The 22468-nt window shown below is 59.8% G+C and carries 21 protein-coding genes; 9 read left to right on the forward strand and 12 right to left on the reverse strand.

Going from position 1 to position 22468, the window contains the following annotated elements; translation table 11 throughout:
• Positions 1–3: 3 nt before the first annotated feature.
• Together ACN0SO_RS25425 and ACN0SO_RS25430 are read right to left on the reverse strand one after the other, a co-directional pair.
• On the reverse strand, positions 4–954 hold the full coding sequence (locus ACN0SO_RS25425; RefSeq protein WP_417682408.1) for an alpha-E domain-containing protein: 951 nt from the start codon (positions 952–954) through the stop codon (positions 4–6).
• Positions 955–959: 5 nt separating this feature from the next.
• Entirely contained in the window at positions 960–2384 is a 1425-nt protein-coding gene (locus ACN0SO_RS25430) for a circularly permuted type 2 ATP-grasp protein (protein ID WP_417682410.1), read from the reverse strand.
• A 215-nt stretch (positions 2385–2599) separates the two neighbouring features.
• On the opposite strand from ACN0SO_RS25430, the gene ACN0SO_RS25435 reads away from it, so the two are divergent.
• The gene (locus tag ACN0SO_RS25435; protein ID WP_417682412.1) at positions 2600–4132 is read left to right on the forward strand and encodes an acyl-CoA carboxylase subunit beta; all 1533 of its coding nucleotides are present in this window, start codon (positions 2600–2602) and stop codon (positions 4130–4132) included.
• Between the two features lie 100 nt (positions 4133–4232).
• On the opposite strand, the gene ACN0SO_RS25440 is transcribed toward ACN0SO_RS25435, so the two are convergent.
• The 4 genes from ACN0SO_RS25440 to ACN0SO_RS25455 all read right to left on the reverse strand — a co-directional run bounded on the left by ACN0SO_RS25440 (position 4233) and on the right by ACN0SO_RS25455 (position 8450).
• Entirely contained in the window at positions 4233–4637 is a 405-nt protein-coding gene (locus ACN0SO_RS25440; RefSeq protein WP_417682414.1) for a sulfite exporter TauE/SafE family protein, read from the reverse strand.
• Between the two features lie 70 nt (positions 4638–4707).
• Positions 4708–6579 carry a TRAP transporter large permease subunit gene (locus tag ACN0SO_RS25445; protein WP_417682416.1) on the reverse strand — a complete coding sequence of 624 codons (1872 nt, stop codon included), beginning with the start codon at positions 6577–6579 and terminating at the stop codon, positions 4708–4710.
• A gap of 265 nt (positions 6580–6844) precedes the next feature.
• Entirely contained in the window at positions 6845–7906 is a 1062-nt protein-coding gene (locus ACN0SO_RS25450; RefSeq protein WP_417682418.1) for a C4-dicarboxylate TRAP transporter substrate-binding protein, read from the reverse strand.
• Positions 7907–7979: 73 nt separating this feature from the next.
• Positions 7980–8450 carry a RidA family protein gene (locus tag ACN0SO_RS25455; protein ID WP_417682420.1) on the reverse strand — a complete coding sequence of 157 codons (471 nt, stop codon included), beginning with the start codon at positions 8448–8450 and terminating at the stop codon, positions 7980–7982.
• Between the two features lie 254 nt (positions 8451–8704).
• Here ACN0SO_RS25455 and ACN0SO_RS25460 point away from each other — a divergent pair, with 254 nt between their 5' ends.
• A complete protein-coding gene (locus ACN0SO_RS25460) occupies positions 8705–9508 on the forward strand; it encodes a helix-turn-helix domain-containing protein (protein ID WP_417682422.1) in 804 nt (267 codons plus the stop codon).
• A gap of 54 nt (positions 9509–9562) precedes the next feature.
• Here the strand turns inward: ACN0SO_RS25460 and ACN0SO_RS25465 are convergent, their stop codons facing one another.
• The 6 genes from ACN0SO_RS25465 to ACN0SO_RS25490 form a co-directional block, all read right to left on the reverse strand.
• Entirely contained in the window at positions 9563–11416 is a 1854-nt protein-coding gene (locus ACN0SO_RS25465) for a putative bifunctional diguanylate cyclase/phosphodiesterase (protein ID WP_417682424.1), read from the reverse strand.
• Between the two features lie 21 nt (positions 11417–11437).
• Positions 11438–12304, reverse strand: a complete 867-nt coding sequence (locus ACN0SO_RS25470) for a substrate-binding domain-containing protein (RefSeq protein WP_417682426.1) — start codon at positions 12302–12304, stop codon at positions 11438–11440.
• Between the two features lie 250 nt (positions 12305–12554).
• Positions 12555–12848 (reverse strand): hypothetical protein, encoded by a 294-nt coding sequence (locus tag ACN0SO_RS25475; RefSeq protein WP_417682427.1) that lies wholly within the window; start codon positions 12846–12848, stop codon positions 12555–12557.
• A gap of 141 nt (positions 12849–12989) precedes the next feature.
• Positions 12990–13292 carry a hypothetical protein gene (locus tag ACN0SO_RS25480; RefSeq protein ID WP_417682428.1) on the reverse strand — a complete coding sequence of 101 codons (303 nt, stop codon included), beginning with the start codon at positions 13290–13292 and terminating at the stop codon, positions 12990–12992.
• Between the two features lie 107 nt (positions 13293–13399).
• The gene (gene folB, locus ACN0SO_RS25485) at positions 13400–13771 is read right to left on the reverse strand and encodes a dihydroneopterin aldolase (protein ID WP_417682430.1); all 372 of its coding nucleotides are present in this window, start codon (positions 13769–13771) and stop codon (positions 13400–13402) included.
• A gap of 123 nt (positions 13772–13894) precedes the next feature.
• The gene (locus ACN0SO_RS25490) at positions 13895–14353 is read right to left on the reverse strand and encodes a hypothetical protein (RefSeq protein WP_417682432.1); all 459 of its coding nucleotides are present in this window, start codon (positions 14351–14353) and stop codon (positions 13895–13897) included.
• A 222-nt stretch (positions 14354–14575) separates the two neighbouring features.
• Here ACN0SO_RS25490 and ACN0SO_RS25495 point away from each other — a divergent pair, with 222 nt between their 5' ends.
• The 7 genes from ACN0SO_RS25495 to ACN0SO_RS25525 all read left to right on the forward strand — a co-directional run bounded on the left by ACN0SO_RS25495 (position 14576) and on the right by ACN0SO_RS25525 (position 22466).
• Positions 14576–16588, forward strand: coding sequence for an acetyl-CoA carboxylase biotin carboxylase subunit (locus tag ACN0SO_RS25495; RefSeq protein WP_417682434.1), 2013 nt, complete (start codon positions 14576–14578; stop codon positions 16586–16588).
• A gap of 180 nt (positions 16589–16768) precedes the next feature.
• Positions 16769–17425 (forward strand): HAD hydrolase-like protein, encoded by a 657-nt coding sequence (locus ACN0SO_RS25500; protein WP_417682435.1) that lies wholly within the window; start codon positions 16769–16771, stop codon positions 17423–17425.
• Between the two features lie 159 nt (positions 17426–17584).
• Positions 17585–18877 (forward strand): diguanylate cyclase, encoded by a 1293-nt coding sequence (locus ACN0SO_RS25505; protein ID WP_417682437.1) that lies wholly within the window; start codon positions 17585–17587, stop codon positions 18875–18877.
• Positions 18878–18967: 90 nt separating this feature from the next.
• A complete protein-coding gene (locus ACN0SO_RS25510) occupies positions 18968–19255 on the forward strand; it encodes an acylphosphatase (RefSeq protein WP_417682439.1) in 288 nt (95 codons plus the stop codon).
• 232 nt (positions 19256–19487) lie between these two features.
• Positions 19488–20708: an NAD-dependent epimerase/dehydratase family protein gene (locus ACN0SO_RS25515; RefSeq protein WP_417682441.1), complete on the forward strand. Its 1221-nt coding sequence runs from the start codon at positions 19488–19490 to the stop codon at positions 20706–20708.
• 4 nt (positions 20709–20712) lie between these two features.
• Entirely contained in the window at positions 20713–21585 is an 873-nt protein-coding gene (locus ACN0SO_RS25520) for a glycosyltransferase (protein WP_417682442.1), read from the forward strand.
• Positions 21585–22466 carry an NAD-dependent epimerase/dehydratase family protein gene (locus ACN0SO_RS25525; protein WP_417682444.1) on the forward strand — a complete coding sequence of 294 codons (882 nt, stop codon included), beginning with the start codon at positions 21585–21587 and terminating at the stop codon, positions 22464–22466. Before ACN0SO_RS25520 ends, ACN0SO_RS25525 begins: the two co-directional genes overlap by 1 nt.
• Positions 22467–22468 lie beyond the last annotated feature (2 nt).

Genomic DNA, 22468 nt, shown 5'->3' on the forward strand with positions numbered 1-22468 from the left:
TCCTCAGGCGAAGTTGTAGTCGATCGACAACTGGTGGGCAAAGGCGTTGTTGCGTCCGATGAAGTCGGTCAGGAACTCGTGCAGCCCGTTGTTGTAGATCGCGTCCATGTCCGTCGATTTCAGATCTTTCCAGATCCGGGAGCCCATTTCCAGGCTCGGCTGGTTCGCGCCGTAAAACTCGCCGAGGTCTTCAACCGTGTCGTCGATCCAGTTGTAACAATGGGCGAGCGAACGCGGCATTTCCTCCCTCAGGATCAGGAAGGTTGCGATATTGCCCGCCTTCAGCTTTGCATCCTGATAGGCAAACCGGTAGCTCCGGAGACCCGAAAGCGCCCTGAGGATCAGGATCCACTGGTAACGCTCGCCCGACGCGCCGCCGGCGACGTCATTGTCCGGCAGGAGTACCCAGTACTGGGTGTCGAGAATGCGCGCCGTATTTTCCGCCCGCTCCACGAAATTGCCGAGCTGGCTGAAGTAGTAGCCGTCGTCGCGCAGGATCGTGTTCAGAAGCGCGCCGCGGAACAGATGGGACCGCTGGCTGATCCAGGCGAGGAAATCCGGCAGCCTTTCCTGGGTGATCGACTGGGGATTGACGTCGGCGAATTCGATCCAGGTCGTGTTGATCGCTTCCCAGAGTTCGGCGGTGATGCCGGTCCTGACGGCGCGGGCATTGTTGCGTGCCGTTTCCAGGCAGACGCGGACACTGGACGGATTGGTCTTGTCGAAGACCATGTAGGAGATGACGCCCCTGGGGGTCAGCTCTCCCACCTTTTCCGTAAAGCCGAATTCGCTGCCGGAACTTGCGAGGGCAAAGCGCCAGTTTTCGCCGTTTGCCTGACCGGTATGGGTCACCATCGCCGTGCGGTAGGCGGCCTGCAGCAGCTTGGCAGTGTTCTGGGCGCGCTCCTGATAGCGCGACATCCAGAACAGTGAGGAGGCGGTACGTCCCAACATTCAGACTAGTCCTCCAGTACCCAGGTGTCTTTTGTTCCGCCGCCCTGGCTGGAGTTGACGACAAGAGAGCCTTTTTTAAGGGCGACGCGGGTCAACCCGCCGGGAGTGATGCGCACCTGGTCGCCGATCAGAACGAAGGGGCGCAGATCCACGTGGCGGGGGGCTACGCCCGAAGCGACATGGGTCGGACAGGCCGACAGCGCCAGCGTCGGCTGGGCGATATAGTTGGAAGGGTTGGAAATCAGGATCTTGCGGAAATCGGCGATCTGGCGCTTGGAGGCCGTCGGACCGATCAGCATGCCGTAGCCGCCGGACCCGTGGACTTCCTTGACGACGATCTCTTCCAGATGGTCGAGAACATAGGCCAGATCGTCCTCGCGCGAACAGTTCCAGGTTGGCACGTTGTTCAGGATCGGCTTCTGTCCGGTATAGAACTCGATGATGTCGGGCACATAGGCATAGATCGCCTTGTCGTCGGCAATGCCGGTACCCGGTGCGTTGCAGATGGTGACGTTGCCGGCGCGGTAGGCGTCGAACAGGCCCGGCACACCCAACATGCTGTCCGGATTGAAGGTGAGGGGATCGAGGAAGGCGTCGTCGATCCGCCTGTAGATCACATCCACCTGCTGCGGTTCGCGGGTGGTGCGCATGAACACCTTGCCTTCGTCCACGAAAAGATCGCGACCCTCGACCAGTTCCACACCCATGGAATCGGCCAGGAAGGCATGCTCGAAATAGGCGGAATTATAGATGCCGGGGGTCAGCACGCAGACGGTCTGTTCCGACTTCGACAGGTCCGGGGCGACGCTTTCCAGCGTCTGGCGCAGGTTTTCCGGGTAGTGTTCCACCGGCGCGATGTGATGCATCTCGAACAGGTCCGGGAACATGCGCATCATGGTTTCCCGGTTTTCCATCATGTAGGAGACACCCGACGGTGTGCGGGTGTTGTCCTCCAGCACATAGAATTCGTTCTCCGAAACGCGCACAAGGTCCGTGCCGATAATGTGGGCGTAGACCTTTTGTGCGGGCGTGAAGCCGACCATTTCCGGCAGAAAGGCTTCATTCTGGAGGATAAGGCTTTCCGGAATGCGTCCGGCGCGAAGGATCTCCTGACGGTGATAGATGTCGTGGAGGAAGGCGTTCAGGGCCCGGACCCGCTGGTCGATGCCGGCGGACAGTTTGCGCCACTCGGCGGCCGAGATAATACGGGGGATCGGGTCGAAGGGGATCAGCCGTTCCGTGGCCTCGTCGGCGCCGTAGACGGCAAAGGTGATGCCGAGCCTGCGAAAGATCGTTTCCGCTTCGCGGGTCTTGCGCGACAGATAGTTGGGTGGCTTGGCATCCAGCCATTCGGACAGCCTTGCATAGGCGGCCCGCGGGTTGCCCGCGCTGTCCAGCATCTCGTTAAAATAGGAACGCTCTTCGGCCATTACCTCCCCGTTCATCGCTGCTGCGTTGTTAGGCAATCATGTCAAATCACGCCACGGTGTCAAAGTGTATTCTTAAGGCGTCTGTGATTACGGATTGTGCAGCGGGGTCATAATCGCCGGTCTCACCGGGTCTGGCAACTCCGCCCATGTGCTGACTATGCGTGCGCCGGAGCACATGCTAGGACCACATAAATTTACGTGTTTCGGAGACAGCCATGAAGGAAATCCTTGCCGAACTGGAAGAGCGCCGCGGTACCGCGCGCCTTGGGGGTGGTGAACGGCGGATCGAGGCCCAGCACAAGAAGGGCAAGCTGACCGCCCGGGAACGCATCGAACTCCTGCTGGACGAAGGGTCCTTCGAGGAATTCGATATGTTCAAGACCCACCGCTGCACCGATTTCGGCATGGATGAACAACACATCCCGGGCGACGGCGTGGTCACCGGATGGGGCACCGTCAACGGCCGCACGGTCTATGTGTTTTCCAAGGACTTCACCGTCTTCGGCGGATCGCTGTCTGAGACCCATGCCCAAAAGATCATCAAGATCCAGGACATGGCCCTGCAGAACCGGGCTCCGATCATCGGCCTGTTCGACGCGGGCGGCGCGCGTATCCAGGAAGGGGTTGCGGCCCTTGGCGGCTATGGCGAGGTGTTCCAGCGCAACGTGCTGGCTTCAGGCGTGATCCCGCAGATCTCGCTGATCATGGGGCCATGTGCGGGCGGCGACGTCTATTCCCCGGCCATGACGGATTTCATCTTCATGGTGCGCGATACCTCCTACATGTTCGTCACCGGACCGGATGTGGTGAAGACCGTGACCAACGAGACGGTGACAGCGGAAGAACTGGGCGGTGCTTCGATCCACACGACGAAGTCCTCCATCGCGGACGGTTCCTTCGACAACGATGTCGAGGCGCTGTCCGAAATGCGCCGGTTGATCGATTTCCTGCCCATGAACAACCAGGCGGAGCTGCCGGAACTGACCTGCCATGACGATCCGGAACGGATCGACGACAGCCTGGATACCCTGATCCCGAACAACCCGAACAAGCCCTACGACATGAAGGAGCTTATTCTGAAGACGGTGGACGAGGGCGATTTCTACGAAATCCAGGAAAGGTTCGCCCGCAACATCATTACCGGCTTCGGACGTATGGAAGGTCGCACCGTCGGTATCGTCGCCAACCAGCCGATGGTGCTGGCCGGCGTTCTCGATTCCGACGCCAGCCGGAAGGCGGCTCGGTTCGTGCGTTTCTGCGACTGCTTCAACATTCCGCTGGTGACCTTCGTCGACGTGCCGGGCTTCCTGCCGGGTACGGCCCAGGAATACGGTGGGCTGATCAAGCACGGCGCCAAGTTGCTGTTCGCCTATGCGGAAGCCACGGTGCCGAAGGTGACCGTGATTACCCGCAAGGCCTATGGCGGCGCCTATGATGTGATGAGCTCCAAGCACATCCGCGGCGACGTCAACTACGCCTGGCCGACCGCGGAAATCGCGGTCATGGGCGCCAAGGGTGCGGTCGAGATCCTGTACCGGTCCGAACTGGGCGACCGGGACAAGATCGCCAAGCGGACAAAGGATTATGAGGAACGTTTCGCCAATCCGTTCGTGGCTGCAGAACGCGGTTACATCGACGAGGTGATCCTGCCCCATTCCACCCGCCGTCGCGTGGCGCGGGCGCTGGCCTTGCTGCGGTCGAAGAACCTGCAGAACCCCTGGAAGAAGCACGACAACATCCCGCTTTGACGGCAGGTTCTCCGGATGGTGGTCGGTTCCGGGGACAGGCAGCCTTCGGGAAATGGGAAGAACCGCGGATCCGGGTTACAGGTCCGCGGCGGAATGGCGGTCAAAAGGCGACATTGACCGCCAGGATGATCAAAAGGACGCCAAAGGCCCTTTTCAGCTTGTCGCCGTCGATTTCGCTGGCGAGCTTCGCACCTAAAGGGGCGCCCAGCATGCTGCCCAGGCCGAGCCCCAGAAGCGCGGGGAAATAGATCTTTCCGAGCATGTGCGGCAAGCCTGCCGGCGGGGAGACGAAGGCGTAGAAGAGCGTTCCCACGACCGTAACCGGAAATCCGACCGCCGTGGACGTGGCGACCGCGCGGCGCATCTGGAAGCCCGATCGTGCCAGGTAGGGAACGAGAAAGACACCGCCCCCGGCTCCGATCACACTACCGCACAGGCCGATCGTACCGGCCACCAGCCGTTGGCGAATGCTGGTGGCGGGGGGTGGCTCCGTGAAGCACGCCACCGGCGCCCCCGCCCACGATATAGGCGAGGAAAATCGTCAGAAATTCCATTACTTGTACTTTCAGGAGGGTTCAGAGGAGGACGGTCGCAAGGGAGGGGAGGAGGATGAGAAGCACGACCATCAGGAGCATCATGAGGACGAAGGGGAAGGCGCCCAGAAAGATGTCGGACAGTTTGACGCCCAGATCAGACAGGACCTCTCTCACCGTGTAGGCGGACATGCCGAAGGGGGGCGTGAGAAGTCCGATTTCGACCGAAACCACCAGCAAAACGCCGAACCAGACCGGATCCGCTCCGAACTGCCGGACCATGGGCAGGATGATCGGCGTCATCACGAGGATGATCGAGACGGAATCGAGGACGGCACCCAAGGCGAGAACCACCAGAACGAAGATCGCCATCAGCGTGTAGTAGTCAGGGCTTGTTGCGACGAGCCACTGGTTGAGCGCCATCGGCAACTGGGCAAAGGCTACGAGACGGGTATAGGACCCGGCAGCAGCCATCAGCAGCAACATCGCAGCCGAAATCAGACCGGCCTCGAACGCGGTCCGGAAAAAAAGTTTTATCCCCATGCTGCCGCGTGCAAAGGCAATGACAACGGAGAGGATGAGCCCGACGCCGGCCGCTTCGGTCGGCGTGAACCATCCTGTGTAGATCCCGCCCAGAATTGTCGCCACCAGAAGGGCTATGGGGCCGATTTTTGCCAGGATTTCTGAAGTTCCCAGGGTCGCGTAACCCTCGTCAGACGTTGATGCGTATTCCCGATCTGACTGCTTCGGGGCAAGCAGGTAGGCAAGAACCGCAAAGAGACCGGCCAGGATCAAGCCAGGGATGATTGCGGCAACGAAAAGCTGGCCGATGCTTTGTTCGGCAATCAGTCCATAGACGATGAGCAGCAGCGAAGGAGGGATGAGCATCCCCAGGACCGAAGATCCTGCGACTGTGCCAAGCGCGCGGCGCAGCGAGAAGCCGTGATCCATCATAGGGTTGACCGCCACGCGGGAAAACACCGCCGCGGATGCGATGGAGCTGCCGACGACGGAGGCAAAGACCGCATTGGCGAGGACGGTCGCAATGGCCAATCCTCCGCGCGCCCGGCGCAGGAAATGGGCCGCCACATGGAAGGCGTCTTCGCCGAGCTTCGATCTGTCGAGGACCAGGCCCATGGTCACGAACAGCGGAATGACCGCATATTCGAAGGTCCCGATGGACTTGGTCATGGCGATGCCCATCGTGACTTCCGTGATCCGGAAATTCTCCCGGATCAGGTTAATCCCGATTGCGGACAGTCCGAGAAGAATGGTCGCGATCGGGAAGCCGAGCGCCAGCAGGACAAACAGCCAGCCGATGAAGACGCTGCCGATGAGCAGGGGATTGTAGGGGAGCAGGGCCACCGTCAGGGCAAACAGCGCAAGACCGCCGACGAAAAGGAGGGGGCGAGGTGCGAGCAGGATCGTGTGAAGATCGCGGCGGCCCGCCCACAGCAACCTTCCATCGCGCAAGATCATCGCAACACACGTTATTGCGACCGCGAAGAGGCCTGCGACAACGGTCCAGCGGAAGGGCCACGTCGGGATTTCATATGCGCCGGCGACACCGGAATAGTCATTCGTCACCCAGGCCTTGACCGCCTCCGAGTAGGCCCACTGGCCAACGATTGCCACGATCGCCAGAAACGCGAATGAATGAAACAGGCCATAGAAGGCGTGACGCGGATTTTCGGAATTCCAGGGGCCAGTGAAGAGTTCGACGCGAAACAGCTTTCCGGTGAAGACCACGGCGGGCAGGGTCAGGAACATGATCGGAACGATGCACAGGCTGACGAATTCGGTCATGCCGGTGATCGGCTGGTTGAAAACGCCGCGCATCAGGATTTCGGCGCATATCAGCAACGAGATGCCGAGGGTGAGCAGTGTGCCCGCCGAAGCCATCAAGCCTGTCAAAGTCCCCAGCCCCCGAAAGAGGCGTGCGGCTTCAAGAAAACCGGCAGGGCTTTTTGTTGGCGTCGACATTTTCGTGAGTTTCCTGGGTTGCGACAATTCAGCCGGTCATCGGATCATATTGCCCGTTAAGCGAATGGCGACGCAGGTTTTCCGTTCTGGGAGGCGCAGGTCTCCCATCCCGCCGGATGCACCTCGTGAGTGGGCGCATCCGGCAGCCGGTCAGCCCCACCCCATCACCATGGATGACGGGTGTGGCGGTGGCGGATCAATCGACCGTCCAGTCACGCAAGGGGGTGATCCCCTTTTCGTGCAGTTTGGTCATGAAAGCCGTGATGGCCTCGTTTGCGGGCACTCCGCGGGCTTCCTGCGCGCTCGCCCAGGTGCCGGCGATATCCGGCAGGGCCGCGACCCACTCGGCCCGTTCTTCTTCTGTCGGATAGATCAGGGTCACGCCGGCGGCTTCCATGTCTGCGAGCGCTTTCTCGCGGCGGGCGGCGACGTCAGCGGCCAGAGCTTTGTTATAGTTCTGACCGAGTTCCTTGAAGACCTTCTGCACATCTTGCGGCAGGCTGTCCCATTTGTCCTTGTTCATGGCAGGGCCGCCACCGGGCGCGGGCCCCATGTCCAGAACCGTGACATAGGGGGCGACTTCGTGGAGCTTGATGGCAGCGGCGCCGGAGGTGATCAGGAAGACAGCATCGCCGACGCCGGTTTCCAGCTGGTTGTACATGACGGGAATGCCGGCGCTGACGAAGCTTGCACCGTAGCCTTCGACCCATGGTCCGACACTGGCGCTCGACAGGACCTTCATCCCCTTGAGATCGGCAGGTGTCCGTATGGGGGTTTTCGAATAGATCTGGTAGCCGTCGGTCGCCATTGTGCCGAGATAAACCAGATTGTTGTCGGTCCACTCCTTTTTGAAGATCCCGTCCTGGCTGCTCAACTCATCCATGATGTCGAGGGCAACCAAAGGCTCCGGCGTCGAGAACGGCAGCGCATAGGGAACGTTTTGAAGCGGCATTTTGGCCGGCTCGAAAAGGGCGCCTACCCATCCCATGTCGGCAACGCCGTCCGACACGGCCTCCAGGGTGTCCTTGAAACCGTAGAGGACCCCGCCATAGGCTTCGGTCCATTCGATCCGGCTGTCGCTGCCGATTTCCTCCAGCCGGGCGTTCACCTTGTCGACGATTTCCGATTTCATCTGCCCCACCCATGCGACTGCGGTGGGATGACTGGACGCGGCCGTCATGCGGATGGTTTCCGCTTCTGCCATCGAGGCGGAGCCGAAAGCAACGCATGTCGCCAGAGCATATAATAGCTTTTGCATACTGTTGGTCCTCTTGTTCGCTGTTCTGTTTGGAAGGTTTGTTTTATGTTTTGTTTTTGTTTTGTTTGGCCGTTCAGGCCCTGGGGAACACTGCAATCATGTCGAGTTCCACACGCGCCCCCGGTGTGGAGAGAGAATTCACGCAGATCATTGTGCTGGCCGGTTTCCAGTCGCCGAAATACCCGTTCAGCACGGCGTTCAGCCCGTCCTGGTCCCGCATGTCCGTCAGGTACTTCGTGACCTTGACGATATCGGTCCATGAGAGCCCCTCGTGGTCGAGGATCGACTTGATGGAGGCCATGGCGTTGTGGATCTGGGTTTCGATGTCGTTGGCGTGATTGTGTTCATGCCATTCGTGCGGATGGGCATGATAGAGCGGGGAAGCGGTCGCTCCTGAAATGAAAAGAAGGTCTCCGGGGCTTTCGATACGGATCGCCGGCGCATACGGCATATCGTGATGCCGTTCGGGGATCGTCTGGATTTCCTTGATGTCCGGATTGCTCGGCGACGACCTGAATGCGGGGCCCCGGGTGACTTGTGACATTCATTTCTCTCCATCTTCTTCGGCCGGCCGGAACACTGCCGGCGTAGCTCTTTTCGGTTGCCGCACCGAAGTAGAAGTAATTGATGGAGACTGATCAATGCCGGGCGAGGCTTTTGGCAACCGGGCACCAACGCTTGGCAAGGAATCATAAATTTTCTACGATTTGGCGGATTTTTTTTGATGAGCTACACTCGCCGAGCCTAAGTGAGAAGGACTTCAGGCCGATCTCGCAAACCCGTTCCGAGGGAACTGGCATGACCGAACTGATCCCTGTGGCGAATGCTCTGCATCAGGATGTGTGGCTGAAGAACGATCCGGATCTGGACAGCGGACCGGTTTCGAGCCTTGTCTACGAAGCCATGGAGGTCGAGGAGGTTCCGCCGCACATGCACGAGCGAGCCCAGCTCAGCCATGTGGTCAGGGGCGTCGGGGTGTTCACTATCGGGGAAACCTCCTGGACGCTCCCGCCGCTCAGGGCCATATGGATCCCGCCGGGCATGTACCATGCGGTGCGCTATCCCCGGTCCGCCCAGATGCGAAGCCTGTTTTTCGACAGCGACAGTCTTGGCTCCGATGCCTTGGGTGATGTTCAGGTCTTTCAACTCGATGATCTGACACAGGCACTTCTGCGAGAGGCGGCGGATATGACCTGGGGCGCCGAGCCCGGAAAAATCGAGAAGATGACCCTGGATCTTCTCTTCGCCCGATTGAAGGTGCAGTCGGATTCAGGGGTATTCCTGCCCGGTGGGCGGGATCCGCGTTTGCGCCGGGTTATGCGCTTCATGCGCGAAAACCCGAAAAGCGACGCCACGCTCGATGAACTGGCTGCGGTCGGGCTGTGCAGCAAGAGGACGTTGTCGCGGCTTTTCGTCGAGGAAACGGCCTTGTCGCCGGCCCTTTGGCGACGGCAATTGAGGATGGGGCTGGCGCTCGAAATGCTTGCCGCCGGTGTGCCTGCATCCACAGTGGCCTGGCAGCTCGGCTACTCCACGCCGGGTAATTTCACTGTGGCGTTCAAGGATGCGTTCGGGGTTACCCCGAGCAAATACTTCAAATAGGCATCCGAGTATGCCGGAAGGCGGCGCGAAGCGCCCGCGCAGGTTCGTTTGAGGCTATGCCGGCTGCCGGTTTGCGGCCGGCTGGTCCGCTTCCTTGCGGATGGTATGAAGCGCGGTGAGCAGGGTTTCGATGTCGCGTTTCGGCATCGGGCGGCCGTAGAGGAAGCCCTGGACCTGCTCGCAGCCTTCGGCCAGCAGGATATTGGCCTGTTCCAACGTCTCGACGCCTTCGGCGATGACGTTCATCTTCAGGGCATGGCCCATGCTGATGATGGCGCGCACGATGGCGTCCGCATCCGCTTCATTGCCAATGTCGTTGATGAACGAGCGGTCGATCTTGATCTTGTCGAAGGGAAACTGGCGCAGATAGCCCAGGCTGGAAAAGCCGGTCCCGAAATCGTCCATGGCAATCTGGACGCCCATCTCCTTGAGTTCCCGCAGGATCGTGAGCGTCCGCTCGGTGTCTCCGATCAGATTGTCTTCCGTGATTTCCAGTTCCAGGCGCTCAGGCGGGAGGCCCGATTCCTCCAGCGCAGTCGATACAATTCGTGTCAGACCGGTCTGTTGGAACAGGCTGGGAGCCAGATTGACAGCGATTTTCAGATCGCCCCAATTGGCCGCATCATTGCAGGCCTTGTGCAGGATCCATTCGGTCAGAGGGCGCATCATGCCGCTGGATTCGGCGATCGGAATGAACTGGAACGGCGGAATTTCCCCCATATCCGGGTGACGCCAACGTGCCAGGGCCTCGAAGCCGGTGATCTTCTGGGTCGAGAGTTCGACCTGAGGCTGGTACTCCAGCCTCAAATCCTCGTTGGTCAGCGCCTTGCGCAGACCTGCCTCCAGCGACTTGCGGCGGCGCAATTCGGTATTCATCTCCTCTTCGAAGAAATGATAGGTGTTCCTGCCGTTCTGTTTGGATTTGTACAGGGCAAGATCCGCGCTGTTGAGCAGGAGCGAGGGGCGGAGCTGGCAGTCTTTCGTGCAGACTGCGATGCCGATGCTGACCCCGACGAAAGCTTCGGTTCCCGCCAGGTCGAAAGGCTTCTTGAAGGCGGCTATCAAGCGTTCGGCCGTTGCCGCCGCCTGTTGCGGATCGGCGACGCCGATCTGGCAGGCGGCAAATTCGTCACCGCCCAGACGGGCCAGCACGTCTCCCTCGCGCAGGCACTCCTTCATCCGGCACGCGGCCTGGTGAAGAAGGCGGTCGCCGGCTGCATGGCCCAGCGTATCGTTGATGTCCTTGAAGAAATCCAGATCGAACGCGTAAACGGTCACCGGGTTTGACGGTCTGAGCCCCTTTTGAAGCACTTTGCCGAGCCGGTCGATGAACAGTGTCCGGTTCGGCAGGTCCGTCAGCGCATCGTGGGTCGCCAAATAGGTGATGCGTTCCCAGGCACGGGTGAGCATGCGCATCGGCACCATGCGGAAGGCCCAGTAGACGAAAATGCTCGAGAACAGCGAGAATGCTGCGACGATCACACTCTGCTTGTACAGCGGTTCGAGTGTGTGAACGATCTCCAGTTTCCCGACCGGGTTGCCGTAGTCGGTCAGTTCCCGCTCGACATGCACCTTCGGCCACAGGTATTCGGGCTGGATCGCGGGGTGCTGGACGACAACCGTACCGTCGTTGAGAACCACGCGATGAAAGTCGTCGGTCGTATGGTCTTCGCCATCTTCGATCATGACTCCTATGCGGATCGACTCAAACTGCCAGTAATCCGGATTGGTGTTGATCAGACGGGTGATCTGCCGGGCCTTGAACTTGGCCTCGCCTGTCATTTCGCCGTATATTCTCAGATAACCGAAATGCAGGTAAAGCGCGGGCGGCCCTACGGCGATCATTACGGCCGTGAAGATCGCGATCCATCGGATCAGTCGGATGAAGGGGCCATCGCCCTGGGTCATTCTGTGGGTTCCCATCCGAAATTACCGATCCGGGTCAGCGACTATATGGCCGGTTGCCGAAAGGATGTTCCGGCCCGTCGTGGAGAAGATAAAGGCTCTAAAGGCTTCTGCCGGTTCGGACGGGGCGTTCCCGACCACCAGGTATAGGCTTTTGAAGTGGGGATACTTGCCGGTTTGCACGGCCTCCAGAGAGGGAAGCTGGCCGTTGAAGATGAGCGGCTTGAGATTCCGGCTTTCGCTCAGGATCTGGGCCAGCGTCGTCATCCCAAAAGATCCGGGTACCGTTTCCAAAACGGCCGCGTTGTCCTGGTCGTTCAAGGCGATAAACAGGTCTTTTCTGCTGTGGGCTTCCGTGACGGCCGCATCCATTTCCGGCGAGAGGCCGCGCAGGAGCCTGGTATCGCTGTCATGTTCGGGACGGAGGATCAGGCGTAAAGGCGTGCCGTCTGGCCATGAAGACGTGGCGCCTGAATAAATGGCCAGCAGGTCTTCGAGTTCGAGACGGTCAAAGGTCGTTTTCTTGTGGACCGCAAAGACGACGGGGGTCCGGGCGTAGGGGATGGCGGAAAGACCTTTCGCGCGCTCTTCCTGCTTCAGCGGTCGAGCGCTGAAGGCCAATGCGACCTTTCCGGCGTCGAGCGCCTTTATGCCGCCGCCCGAGCCGAGGCTCGGTAGAACGACCGTTTTGATGTCGGGATGATCTTCAGAAAATGCCTTGGCCAGCAATTGCATGCCGCCAAGCGCGGTTCCGGTGCCGCCGATGACCAGCTCGGCCTTTTCTTCACCTGCATGTGCTAAAGAGGAAAGGGCTACAATAATTGTTGCGAATAGAACTGACGAAAATGTTCCGGCGGAACGTCCATGAAGTGAGCCGTATAAATTTTTCATCTGCCCAAGCTCAATTGATCGATTCTGGGCTCATTTATATCTTATTGACGTATAGGAAGAGTAAACTTGGGTTCTTGGTGAAAATCTTTTAAATTTTATCGTCATTTATATAGTAAATAAAAACTTACATTTTTAAATTTTGAGCCGGAGGATAAATTTATCAGATAATATACTGCTTCAAACACGGTAAAGGCGTGCAGTCCTGACTGACGGGCTTTGGTTGACAGCCTGAAGCCCCGATCTGATTGCGTCAGTTGCTGAACAGCGGCTGACGGCATTCCAACCCGACAAGGCATTTCGGATTGTCCCGGGTCGGGCCGAGTTGGGGGAAGGTGGCCTGTTCCCTGTCGCAGTAGCGTCGGTCCGAGACATAGCGTGAGAAGGTGTAAGGCCCGGTCGTGAAGACGACTGAACCGTTTCGCTTCACCATCTGCTGTGCCTCATGGCAGGTCATGCGTCGCAGATCCGGTCGGGCAAGAGCGAACTGGCCAGATGCAAGGACAATGCAGAAAGCGATCGAAGCGATCTTCGTCGTGGACTTCATGAGAGCCTCCCAAAAACACGAAAACGGTCAGGTGCGCAAAAATCTATTCAGGCTGTCGATGAAAGCCGGGCGGCAGGGTCCCAAGGGAAGACAGCAATGCCCGCGCCTGCTTCGATCGGCACGAATGTATCCCGCGCGTCCTCAGCGATCCCAGGGCGAAAACAGAGGCTCCCGGCATTCATAGCCGACAAGGCATCTGGGGTTGTCGCGGGTCGGGCCGAGTTTGGGATAGGCGAGTTGTCCCCGGTCGCAGTAGCGAACATCCGCGACATAGCGGGAAAAGGTGTATTGCCCGGTCGTGAAGACGACAGCGCCATTGCGTTGGACCATGTGCTGGGCCTGTGAACAGGTCATTCGTCTCAGGTCAGGACGCGCCTGGGCAACCTGGCTCAATGCCGGGATAGTGAAAATGGTAATCGCAATGATTTTCGCAAGGGACCGCATGCGTGCCTCCAGATACAGCGCCAATGACGGCAGGTCATTCCTGAAATAGAGCAGTCCTACAGAAAAGCGACAAGATGGAGAGATTGCGGACCCGGAGCCGATGACGGTCAGCTTCGCGACGGCCGGTCCCGAAGCAGTTCGACGCTGACTTTTCCGGTCGGAACCGGAAGCGGCGCGCTGGGCTTGTGAACGCGGATCCTGATCTTCTGGATGCGTTCATCAGATTCGAAAATCGCCTCGATCACCTGCGCGGCCAGCCGCTCGATCATCTTGAAGCGGGTTTCCGTGACGGCGGTCTCCACCGTCTTGACCAGGGAGGCATAGCAGACGGTGTCTGCGTATTCGTCGGTCTCACTGACTTTCTGAAGGTCCACCCAGCAGGTCAGATCGATGTGGAACCTCTGGCCGAGCTTTGCTTCTTCGGCAAAGAGGCCGTGATAGGCAAAAAAAGCGAGGTCTTCGAGGTGGATCGCATCCATGGCGCTTGATCTTCCGTCAGAGGGCCTCAGGGAGGGAGGCGCTGCGACGGGCTTAGAGGCTTCATTTGCGAAAAGCGAGTCCCCCGGTCAAAAATATCCGGGCGCGCCGGAGGCGGGTTATCCTCAGGTTGCCGGAGAGCAGACCCCGCCCGGCAATATGTCCATGGCCCCATCGAGGGAGAACCCGGCCTGGCGGTCGTCGTCGAACAGAACCGACAGGTAGCTTGAGGATCTGAGGCGATTCCACAGGTAGACGAAATTGTCCGCGCATGTTGGACAGTCCGTCGGCAGGTAACCGTTGCTGTCCGCGGTCAGCTTGACGAGGGTGCGACCGATGACGATTCTGACCCTCTTTCTAGGCGGAGCGGGATGACCTCCGATACCGATGCTGATCAGGCTGACCGGACGGTTCTTCTGTGCCTTGCACCAGATCGTGAAATGAGAGCCGTCGCTGTTGGCCGTCCAGTATTTCGTAAAGCCCTGAACCGTTCCGCTGTGCCATTTGCCGATATCGGCCGCAGTAGCGGACGCCGGTATCAGAGCGGTTATTAAAACGATTGCGAGTTTTCGCGGATCGATCATAGGTTTTCCTCCCGAGATCGAAGCAATAGAGCTGAAATCTGTTAAAATTGATTATATGACTTTGCTTCTGGAAGGTTTCCCGACTTTAGACGGACCCGACCGTTTGTGTCGCGCAGCCTGTTTTTCCGGCATTTGCGAGGGGTGGCCCATCTTTTGGATATGTTGCACGCGGCGCGGCCTGCACATACAAACGTTGAACGATAAAAAACGGGCTGAGTTTGCATGTTTTCCAAGATCCTGATTGCCAACCGTGGTGAAATCGCATGCCGGGTCATCAAGACCGCCCGGCGCATGGGTATCAAGACCGTGGCGGTCTATTCGGATGCCGACCGGGATGCGCTGCATGTGGAGATGGCGGACGAGGCGGTCCACATCGGCCCGGCGGCGGCTGCCGAATCCTACCTCATTCCGGAAAAGATCATCGCAGCCTGCAAGGAAACCGGTGCGGAAGCGGTGCATCCGGGCTACGGCTTTCTGTCGGAGCGGGCCAGTTTCCCGGAAATGCTCGCCAAGGAAGGCATCGTCTTCATCGGCCCGAACCCCCGCGCCATCACGGCGATGGGCGACAAGATCGAATCCAAGAAATTCGCCAACGAGGCCAAGGTCAGCACGGTTCCGGGCTATCTCGGTGTGATCGAATCGCCGGACCACGCGGTCAAGATTGCCGAGGACATCGGCTATCCGGTGATGATCAAGGCCTCCGCCGGGGGCGGCGGCAAGGGCATGCGCATTGCCTGGAATGCGGAAGAAGCCCGCGACGGCTACACCCGTTCCAAGTCGGAAGCCGCATCTTCCTTCGGCGATGACCGGGTGTTCATCGAGAAATTCATCGAGAACCCGCGCCATATCGAAATCCAGGTGCTTGGCGACAAGCACGGCAACGCCATTTATCTGGGCGAGCGCGAATGTTCCATCCAGCGCCGGAACCAGAAGGTGATCGAGGAAGCGCCGTCGCCGCTTCTCGACGAGGAAACGCGCCGCAAGATGGGCGAGCAGGCCGTCGCATTGGCCAAGGCCGTAGACTATGACAGCGCGGGCACCGTGGAATTCGTCGCCGGTCAGGACAAGAGCTTCTATTTCCTGGAAATGAACACTCGCCTGCAGGTGGAGCATCCCGTTACCGAGCTGATCACCGGGATCGACCTTGTGGAGCAGATGATCCGGGTGGCTGCCGGCGAGAAGCTGGAGATCGCACAAAAGGACGTCAAGCTGAACGGCTGGGCGGTGGAAAGCCGTATTTACGCGGAGGATCCTTACCGGAGTTTCCTGCCCTCCATCGGCCGGCTGGTGCGCTACGCGCCGCCGGAGGAAAGCAGCAGAGACGGGGTTACGGTCCGCAACGACACCGGTGTGGTCGAGGGCTCGGAAATTTCCATGTTCTACGATCCGATGATCGCCAAGCTCATCACCCATGCGCCGACACGCGACGAAGCCATCGACGCCATGAGCGAAGCGCTGGACGCCTTCTATGTGGATGGTATCCAGCACAATGTCCCGTTCCTGACCGCTCTCATGAACCATCCGCGGTGGCGCTCCGGCGAACTGGCGACAGGCTTCATCGCCGAGGAATATCCGGACGGGTTCTTTCCCTCCGAACCGGATGATGAGGCTCGTGGGGTTCTGGCGGCCGTTGCCCTGTCCATGGGCGCGCTCAACCGGGAACGGCTGGATCATCTTCCAGGTCGGCTGCGGCCTCACTCCGGGGCTGTCCGGGAGGACTGGGTGGTCGGGATCGACAAGTCCTATGTGCCGATCCGCCTGGCTGCCGGCTACCCGGGGACGCCGATCGAAATCGATGTGGCGATCGGGAACGGACCGGTCACCACGGTTGAGTCGGACTGGGCTCCCGGGCAAGCGCTCTGGAGCGGGTCTGTCGGCGACCGCTCCGTCGTCGTCCAGGTCCGTCCCGTTCTGGGCGGCTATCGCCTCGACTGGCAGGGCTTTTCGGTGATTGCCAAGGTCATGACGCCGCGCATGGCCGAACTCGATGCACTGATGCCGGAAAAATTGCCGCCGGATACCTCCAAGATGCTGCTTTGCCCGATGCCGGGCCTGGTTGTTTCCATCGCCGTGGAAGAGGGCCAGGAGGTCAAGGCCGGCGAACAGCTGGCGATCGTCGAAGCCATGAAGATGGAAAACGTGCTCAGAGCCGAACGGGACGGTACCGTGTCCGCGATCAAGGCGAAGGCGGGGGACAGTCTTGCCGTCGACGCGGTGATCATGGAATTCAGCTGAGTTTTCGTAGCCGACGGAATTCGATGCGGCGCGTGTGTCAATGTTCGGGCCGCCTTGCCGTTTCTGCCTCAAGCTCCGCGTCAACGGACCTGTGACATCGTATAGGCTTTTCCTGGCCGGTGCGGCGGTATACAGAGCGGTATAAACGTCTTCTTCAGCTCTGTCGTCTATCGGGCCTTTATGACCTATTCCACACTTCTGTTCGATCTGGACGGTACGCTGACGGATCCCTTTATCGGCATCACCCGGTCCATCCAGTATGCGCTGGACAAGATGGGGGCGTCCCGCATTCCCGAAGCTGCAGACCTGCGCTGGTGCATCGGACCGCCGTTGTGGGAAAGTTTCGGCGTTCTCCTGGAAAGCGAAGACAAGGCGGTCCAGGATCGGGCGGTCGCCCTCTACCGGGAGCGTTACACCACGGAAGGGCTGTTCGAAAACACGATCATCGATGGTATCGAACGCCTTGTGGCCGATCTGGACGCCAGCGGACGCAGGATGTTCGTGGCAACCTCGAAACCTCATGCCTATGCGGCCAGGATCATCGAGCACTTCGGCCTGACGCCGCATTTCGGCAAGGTCTACGGCTCGGAACTGGATGGCACCCGCTCCGCGAAGGCGGACCTGATCGCCTATATCCTTGAGGAGGAAAACATTGCTGCAACCGACTGCGTGATGGTGGGAGACCGAAAGCACGATCTGATCGGGGCCAAGGCCAACAAAGTCGCCGCGCTGGGCGTCACGTGGGGCTACGGCAGCCGCGCGGAACTGGAGGCGGAGCATCCGGAAGCGATTTTCGATCGTCCGCAGGAACTGGAAGCCTGGGTCGCCACAAGTTGAGGCGGTTGCCTACATGAATTCCACAGGTTGTCGCCGGTGAGAAATCGCTAATCGGAATTTATGTTTTTGCGCAGTCTCAGCCGGGATTCGTGCCCTGACGTAATGAAATGTTATCGAGTTCTTCCTAAGTAAAATGCGTTACGGACTTCGGGATTCTGGATGTCGATGACGAGTGTGGCAAAGGAACTGGTGAGCGCTGGCACAGCGCCTAAAACCGTCGGCTATTTCGGCAAGCCGCAAGAGCCTCGTCCTGCCGTTCCGACCCGCTATCGTCTCCTGCCTCTTGATATTGCCTCGATTTCTCCGGTTGACGATCTTCGGATCTGCATCGTTTCGGTTTCGCCGGACGATGCCGGTACAATGCTTCGCCAGGTTCGTGCCGGGGTCGGGGATGCCTGCTACGTGATCGCCTATGTTCGCGAAGGTCTGGGTGGCAGATGGACACCGCGCCTGCTGGACCTGGGAGCGGACGATGTCGTGAGCGAAACGGGGCCAGATCGCCTCGATCTGCCGCTCCGAAGGGCGGAAAGGGCCGCCGCTGTCCGCGGCCGTATGCAAGAGGCGGTCTCCCGGCTGGAGGGCGAACGCGACATTCTTCAGGCCGCGATCGACAATCTTCCCTCGCCGATCTTCTTCAAGAACAGGCAGGGGATCTACAGCGGCTGCAATGTCGCCTTCACCCAATTTATCGGTCTCCCGGCCGAGAAGATCAAAGGGGCCAGCGTCTATGACGTCGCGCCCGAGCATCTTGCGAAAGTATACGAGGAAGCCGACGAAAAGCTGATGCAAAAAGGCGGCTCCCAGTTCTACGAGGCCGAAGTGTGCTATGCGAACGGTGAGAAACGTCATGTGATGTTCAACAAGGCCGTGACGCGTGATCCGTCCACCGGACAAGTGAACGGTCTTGCAGGCGCGATGCTGGATATTACCGAGCGCAAAGAACTGGAAGAACAGCTCCGGCTCGCAGCCGAGTTCGATCACCTGACCGGGGCATTCAACCGGCGCAAGTTTTTCAAGTCGGCCGGGGTGGCAGAAGCGGAAGCCCGGGAAAACGGGGCCGGTCTGGCCGTTCTCGTGATCGATGTGGACAATTTCAAGAGCATCAACGACCAGCATGGCCATGCGGTCGGCGACAGCGCGCTTTGCCATCTGGTTGAACAACTGGGCGAGCACCTGAGCGAAGGGCATTTTTTCGCGCGGGCCGGGGGCGAGGAATTCTTTGTCCTGCTCAGGGATTGCGATCTCGACCAGGCCGCCGCCATGGCGGAATCCATCCGGCGGAGAATTGAGAACAGCATCTTCAGCGAAAGCGGCGTGGTGCTTTCCTATCATGTCAGCATCGGTGTCGCGGCTCTCGAACCGAACGAGACGGTTTCCTCGGCTCTGATGAGGGCCGACAAGGCCCTCTACCGGGCCAAGGAAGTGGGGCGGAACCGGGTTTTCGTCGCCTGATGCCTGCGTACGCGGGTGCTTTATGATAAACTGAAATTCTTCGGTGCAAATCAGAATGCTTCCGCCGGTCAACGGCGGGCTGGGAAACCCATGACAGCTGCAGACAAATGCGTTCGGGCGATCATCCGCGGCCGGGTGCAGGGTGTCGGCTATCGCGCCTGGTGCGCACAAGCCGCGAGCGAACGCGCTCTGTCCGGCTGGGTCCGTAATCGCCGTTCCGGGGAAGTCGAAGCCTTGTTCTGCGGAGAGGAAGCAAGCGTCGATGCCATGCTCGCAGTTGCGTGGGAGGGGCCCCGGTTCGCGAGGGTGCTTGAGGTGGAAGTCATTGGAGAGAAGGCAATCCCGCCCGGGCCTTTCGAAGTTCGGGATACGTATTGAGCATCGCCTGGCGTTGCCGCTGCACCATCATCGGCCTCGGTGCCAGCTTGGTTTTCGCAAGGTTTTTCAGCGCCCGGCGGTTCGCCTCTGGCGGCGTCCCGTTATTTTTCCTAAGCTTTTCCACGTGTGAGATTCCCTTGTCATGTTATTCACACGCAAATGTCGTTTACCGTGGGACTCGGATTGTAAGCCGGCTTGTCGGCGCACAAGTGTTTGATCGAAGGAGATGATCGTGAAGATTGCTGTTCTTGGTGGAGATGGGTTTGTCGGCTGGCCGACGTCGCTGCATCTGTCCGATCTGGGCCACGAAGTTCACATCATCGACAATCTGAGCCGGCGCTGGATCGATACCGAGCTTGGCGTGCAGTCGCTGACGCCGATGGATTCCATCCAGGAGCGCACCCGGATCTGGAAGCAGGAAACGGGCAACAAGATCCATTTCCACCTGATCGACATCGCTTCCGATTACGAAGTCTTCAAGAAATGGCTGGCCGAGGCGCGGCCGGACGCGATTATCCATTTCGCCGAGCAGCGGGCCGCGCCCTATTCGATGAAATCGGACCGGCACAAGAACTACACGGTCAACAACAACGTCAATGCGACCCACCACCTGCTGAATGCCATGGTGGAGCTTGATCTCGACGCCCACCTCGTTCACCTGGGGACCATGGGCGTCTATGGCTATTCGACCGTGGGTGCCGCCATTCCCGAGGGTTATCTGCCGGTCGGCATCGAGACCATGGAAGGGGAGACGGTTTCCCAGGAAATCCTCTATCCGGCCAATCCGGGCTCGATCTACCACATGACCAAGTGTCTGGATCAGCTCCTGTTCCAGTTCTACGCCAAGAACGACGGCTTGAGGATCACCGACCTGCACCAGGGCATCGTCTGGGGCACGCACACCGAGCAGACCCGGCGCCACGAACAGCTGATCAACCGGTTCGACTATGACGGCGATTACGGCACGGTCCTGAACCGGTTCCTGATCCAGGCGGCGATCGACTATCCGCTGACGGTGCACGGCACCGGCGGCCAGACGCGGGCCTTCATCCATATCCAGGATTCGGTGCGCTGCATCGAACTGGCGCTGAAGAACCCGCCGGCGAAGGGCGACCGGGTCAAGGTGTTCAACCAGATGACGGAAACCCACCGGGTGCGGGATCTGGCGGAACTCATTTCGAAGATGACCGGTGCGAAGATCGCCTGGCTGCCAAACCCGCGCAAGGAAGCGCCGGAAAACGATCTGGTGGTGAAGAACGACCAGTTCCTGGAGCTTGGCCTGGAGCCGATCACGCTGGCCGAAGGGCTTCTTTCCGAAGTGGTCGATGTGGCGAAGAAATACGCCTATCGCGTCGACCGCAGCCGCGTTCCGGCCGTGTCCGCCTGGACCAAGGAAATCGCCAAAGAGGTGGAAAAAGACCCGGAACACCCACGCCTGCGCTCGGTATCCTGAATTCATGCCCGTCGAAGATATCGGGCCGGTATTTGAAGAACCGGCCCGAAACGCCCACGCCTATGTGACCCTTGTCACCAATCCGGACTATGTGACCGGCGCGGTCGCCCTGTTGCGCTCGCTGCGCCGGACGGGGACAGAGGCCGATCTGGTGGTGCTTCACACCCCCGGCGTGGAGGGAGTGGATCTGGACGCCTTGCGCGAATTCTCGCCACGGCTCGGCGCCTGCGAACGCCTGCCCACATCCGCCGCCTTTAACGAGCGCCATGAGCGCGGACGGCTGCATCAGGCTGCCCCCTTCACCAAGGGCGGCAAGCCGGTGTTCCACACGCCGCTCGACAATTTCGTCAAGCTGAGGCTGTGGCAGCTGGAGGATTACGAGAGCGTGGTCTTCATCGATGCGGATGCCATCGTGTTGAAGAGTTGCGACAAGCTGTTCGGCTATCCCGAGTTCTGCGCCGCGCCCAATGTTTACGAGGCGCTTGCCGACTTCCACCGCATGAACAGCGGTGTCTTCACCGCGCGGCCGTCCAGGGCGACCTTCGCGCGCATGATGGCGGAGCTGGACCAGCCGGATGTGTTCTGGCGCCGGACCGACCAGACCTTCCTTGAGAGCTTTTTTCCCGACTGGCACGGTCTGCCGGTCTTCTGCAACATGCTGCAATATGTCTGGTTCAACTTGCCTGATCTCTGGGACTGGGGGCAAATCCGCGTGCTGCATTTCCAGTATGAAAAGCCCTGGCAGGCGGACAATCCGAAGGCGGAACACCTTCAGCCGCTGATCGACCTGTGGCAGGCGTATTATACCGGCAAAGGCATTCCCGACGACATTGGCGCGCTGCCGGGACCTTCCGGCCTCAAGAAAGAAACTCCGTAATGCATGTGCTTTTGACCGGCGGGACCGGCGCGCTCGGGCGGTTCATCGCCGCCGGCCTGCTTGAGGCCGGGCACGCCGTGTCATTTCTCGGGCGCACGCAGCCGGAGGATCCCCGGATTGCGTTCATCGCCTGGGACTTGTCTGCCCCTGATATCGATCTGCCGGCCGCCGATGCACTGGTGCATTGCGCGCTGGCGCATGTGCCGGGCCGGTACCGTGGCGGGGAGGGCGACGATCCGGCCGGCTTCCTGCTTGCCAATGTGGACGGCACGCGCAAGCTGTTCCAGGCGGCGAAGACGGCCGGGGTGCGCCATTGCGTGTTCTTGTCGAGCCGGGCGGTCTACGCGGATAACGGCCAGTGGGAAGTGCTGACGGAGACAGCCCAGGTGCGTCCCGATACGCTCTACGGCCAGGTGAAACTGGCGGGCGAAGAGGCGCTGCGGGCGCTGTGCATTGAGCATTTTTTCGGAACCACCTTGCGCGCGACCGGCATCTACGGCCTGCCGCCGGGGGCTGCCACCCACAAGTGGTCTGAGCTTTTCTCCAATTTCAGGAACGGTGCCACCGTGATGCCGCGCGTGGGTACGGAGGTACACGGCGACGATCTCGCCGCTGCCGTTCTGCTCGTTCTGGAAAAGGTGGATGAGCGGGCAGTGCCTTACGAGGTCTATAACGTCTCAGACCTGCTGCTCGACCGGCAGGATTTGCTGAAACTCTTTGCCGAGGCGACGGGTTGTCAAACCGCGCTGCCGCCCCGGGCGGCCGGTCCTGTCGGGGTCATGGAGCCGGGCAAGCTGAAGGTGCTCGGTTGGGCTCCGGGCGGCATGGGAAAACTGCGGGAATTCGTGGAAGCGGTGGCGGCTTCCGGGGAAGCGGATTAGTT

The organism is Roseibium sp., assembly GCF_048260565.1.
In the GTDB taxonomy this organism is placed as follows: domain Bacteria; phylum Pseudomonadota; class Alphaproteobacteria; order Rhizobiales; family Stappiaceae; genus Roseibium.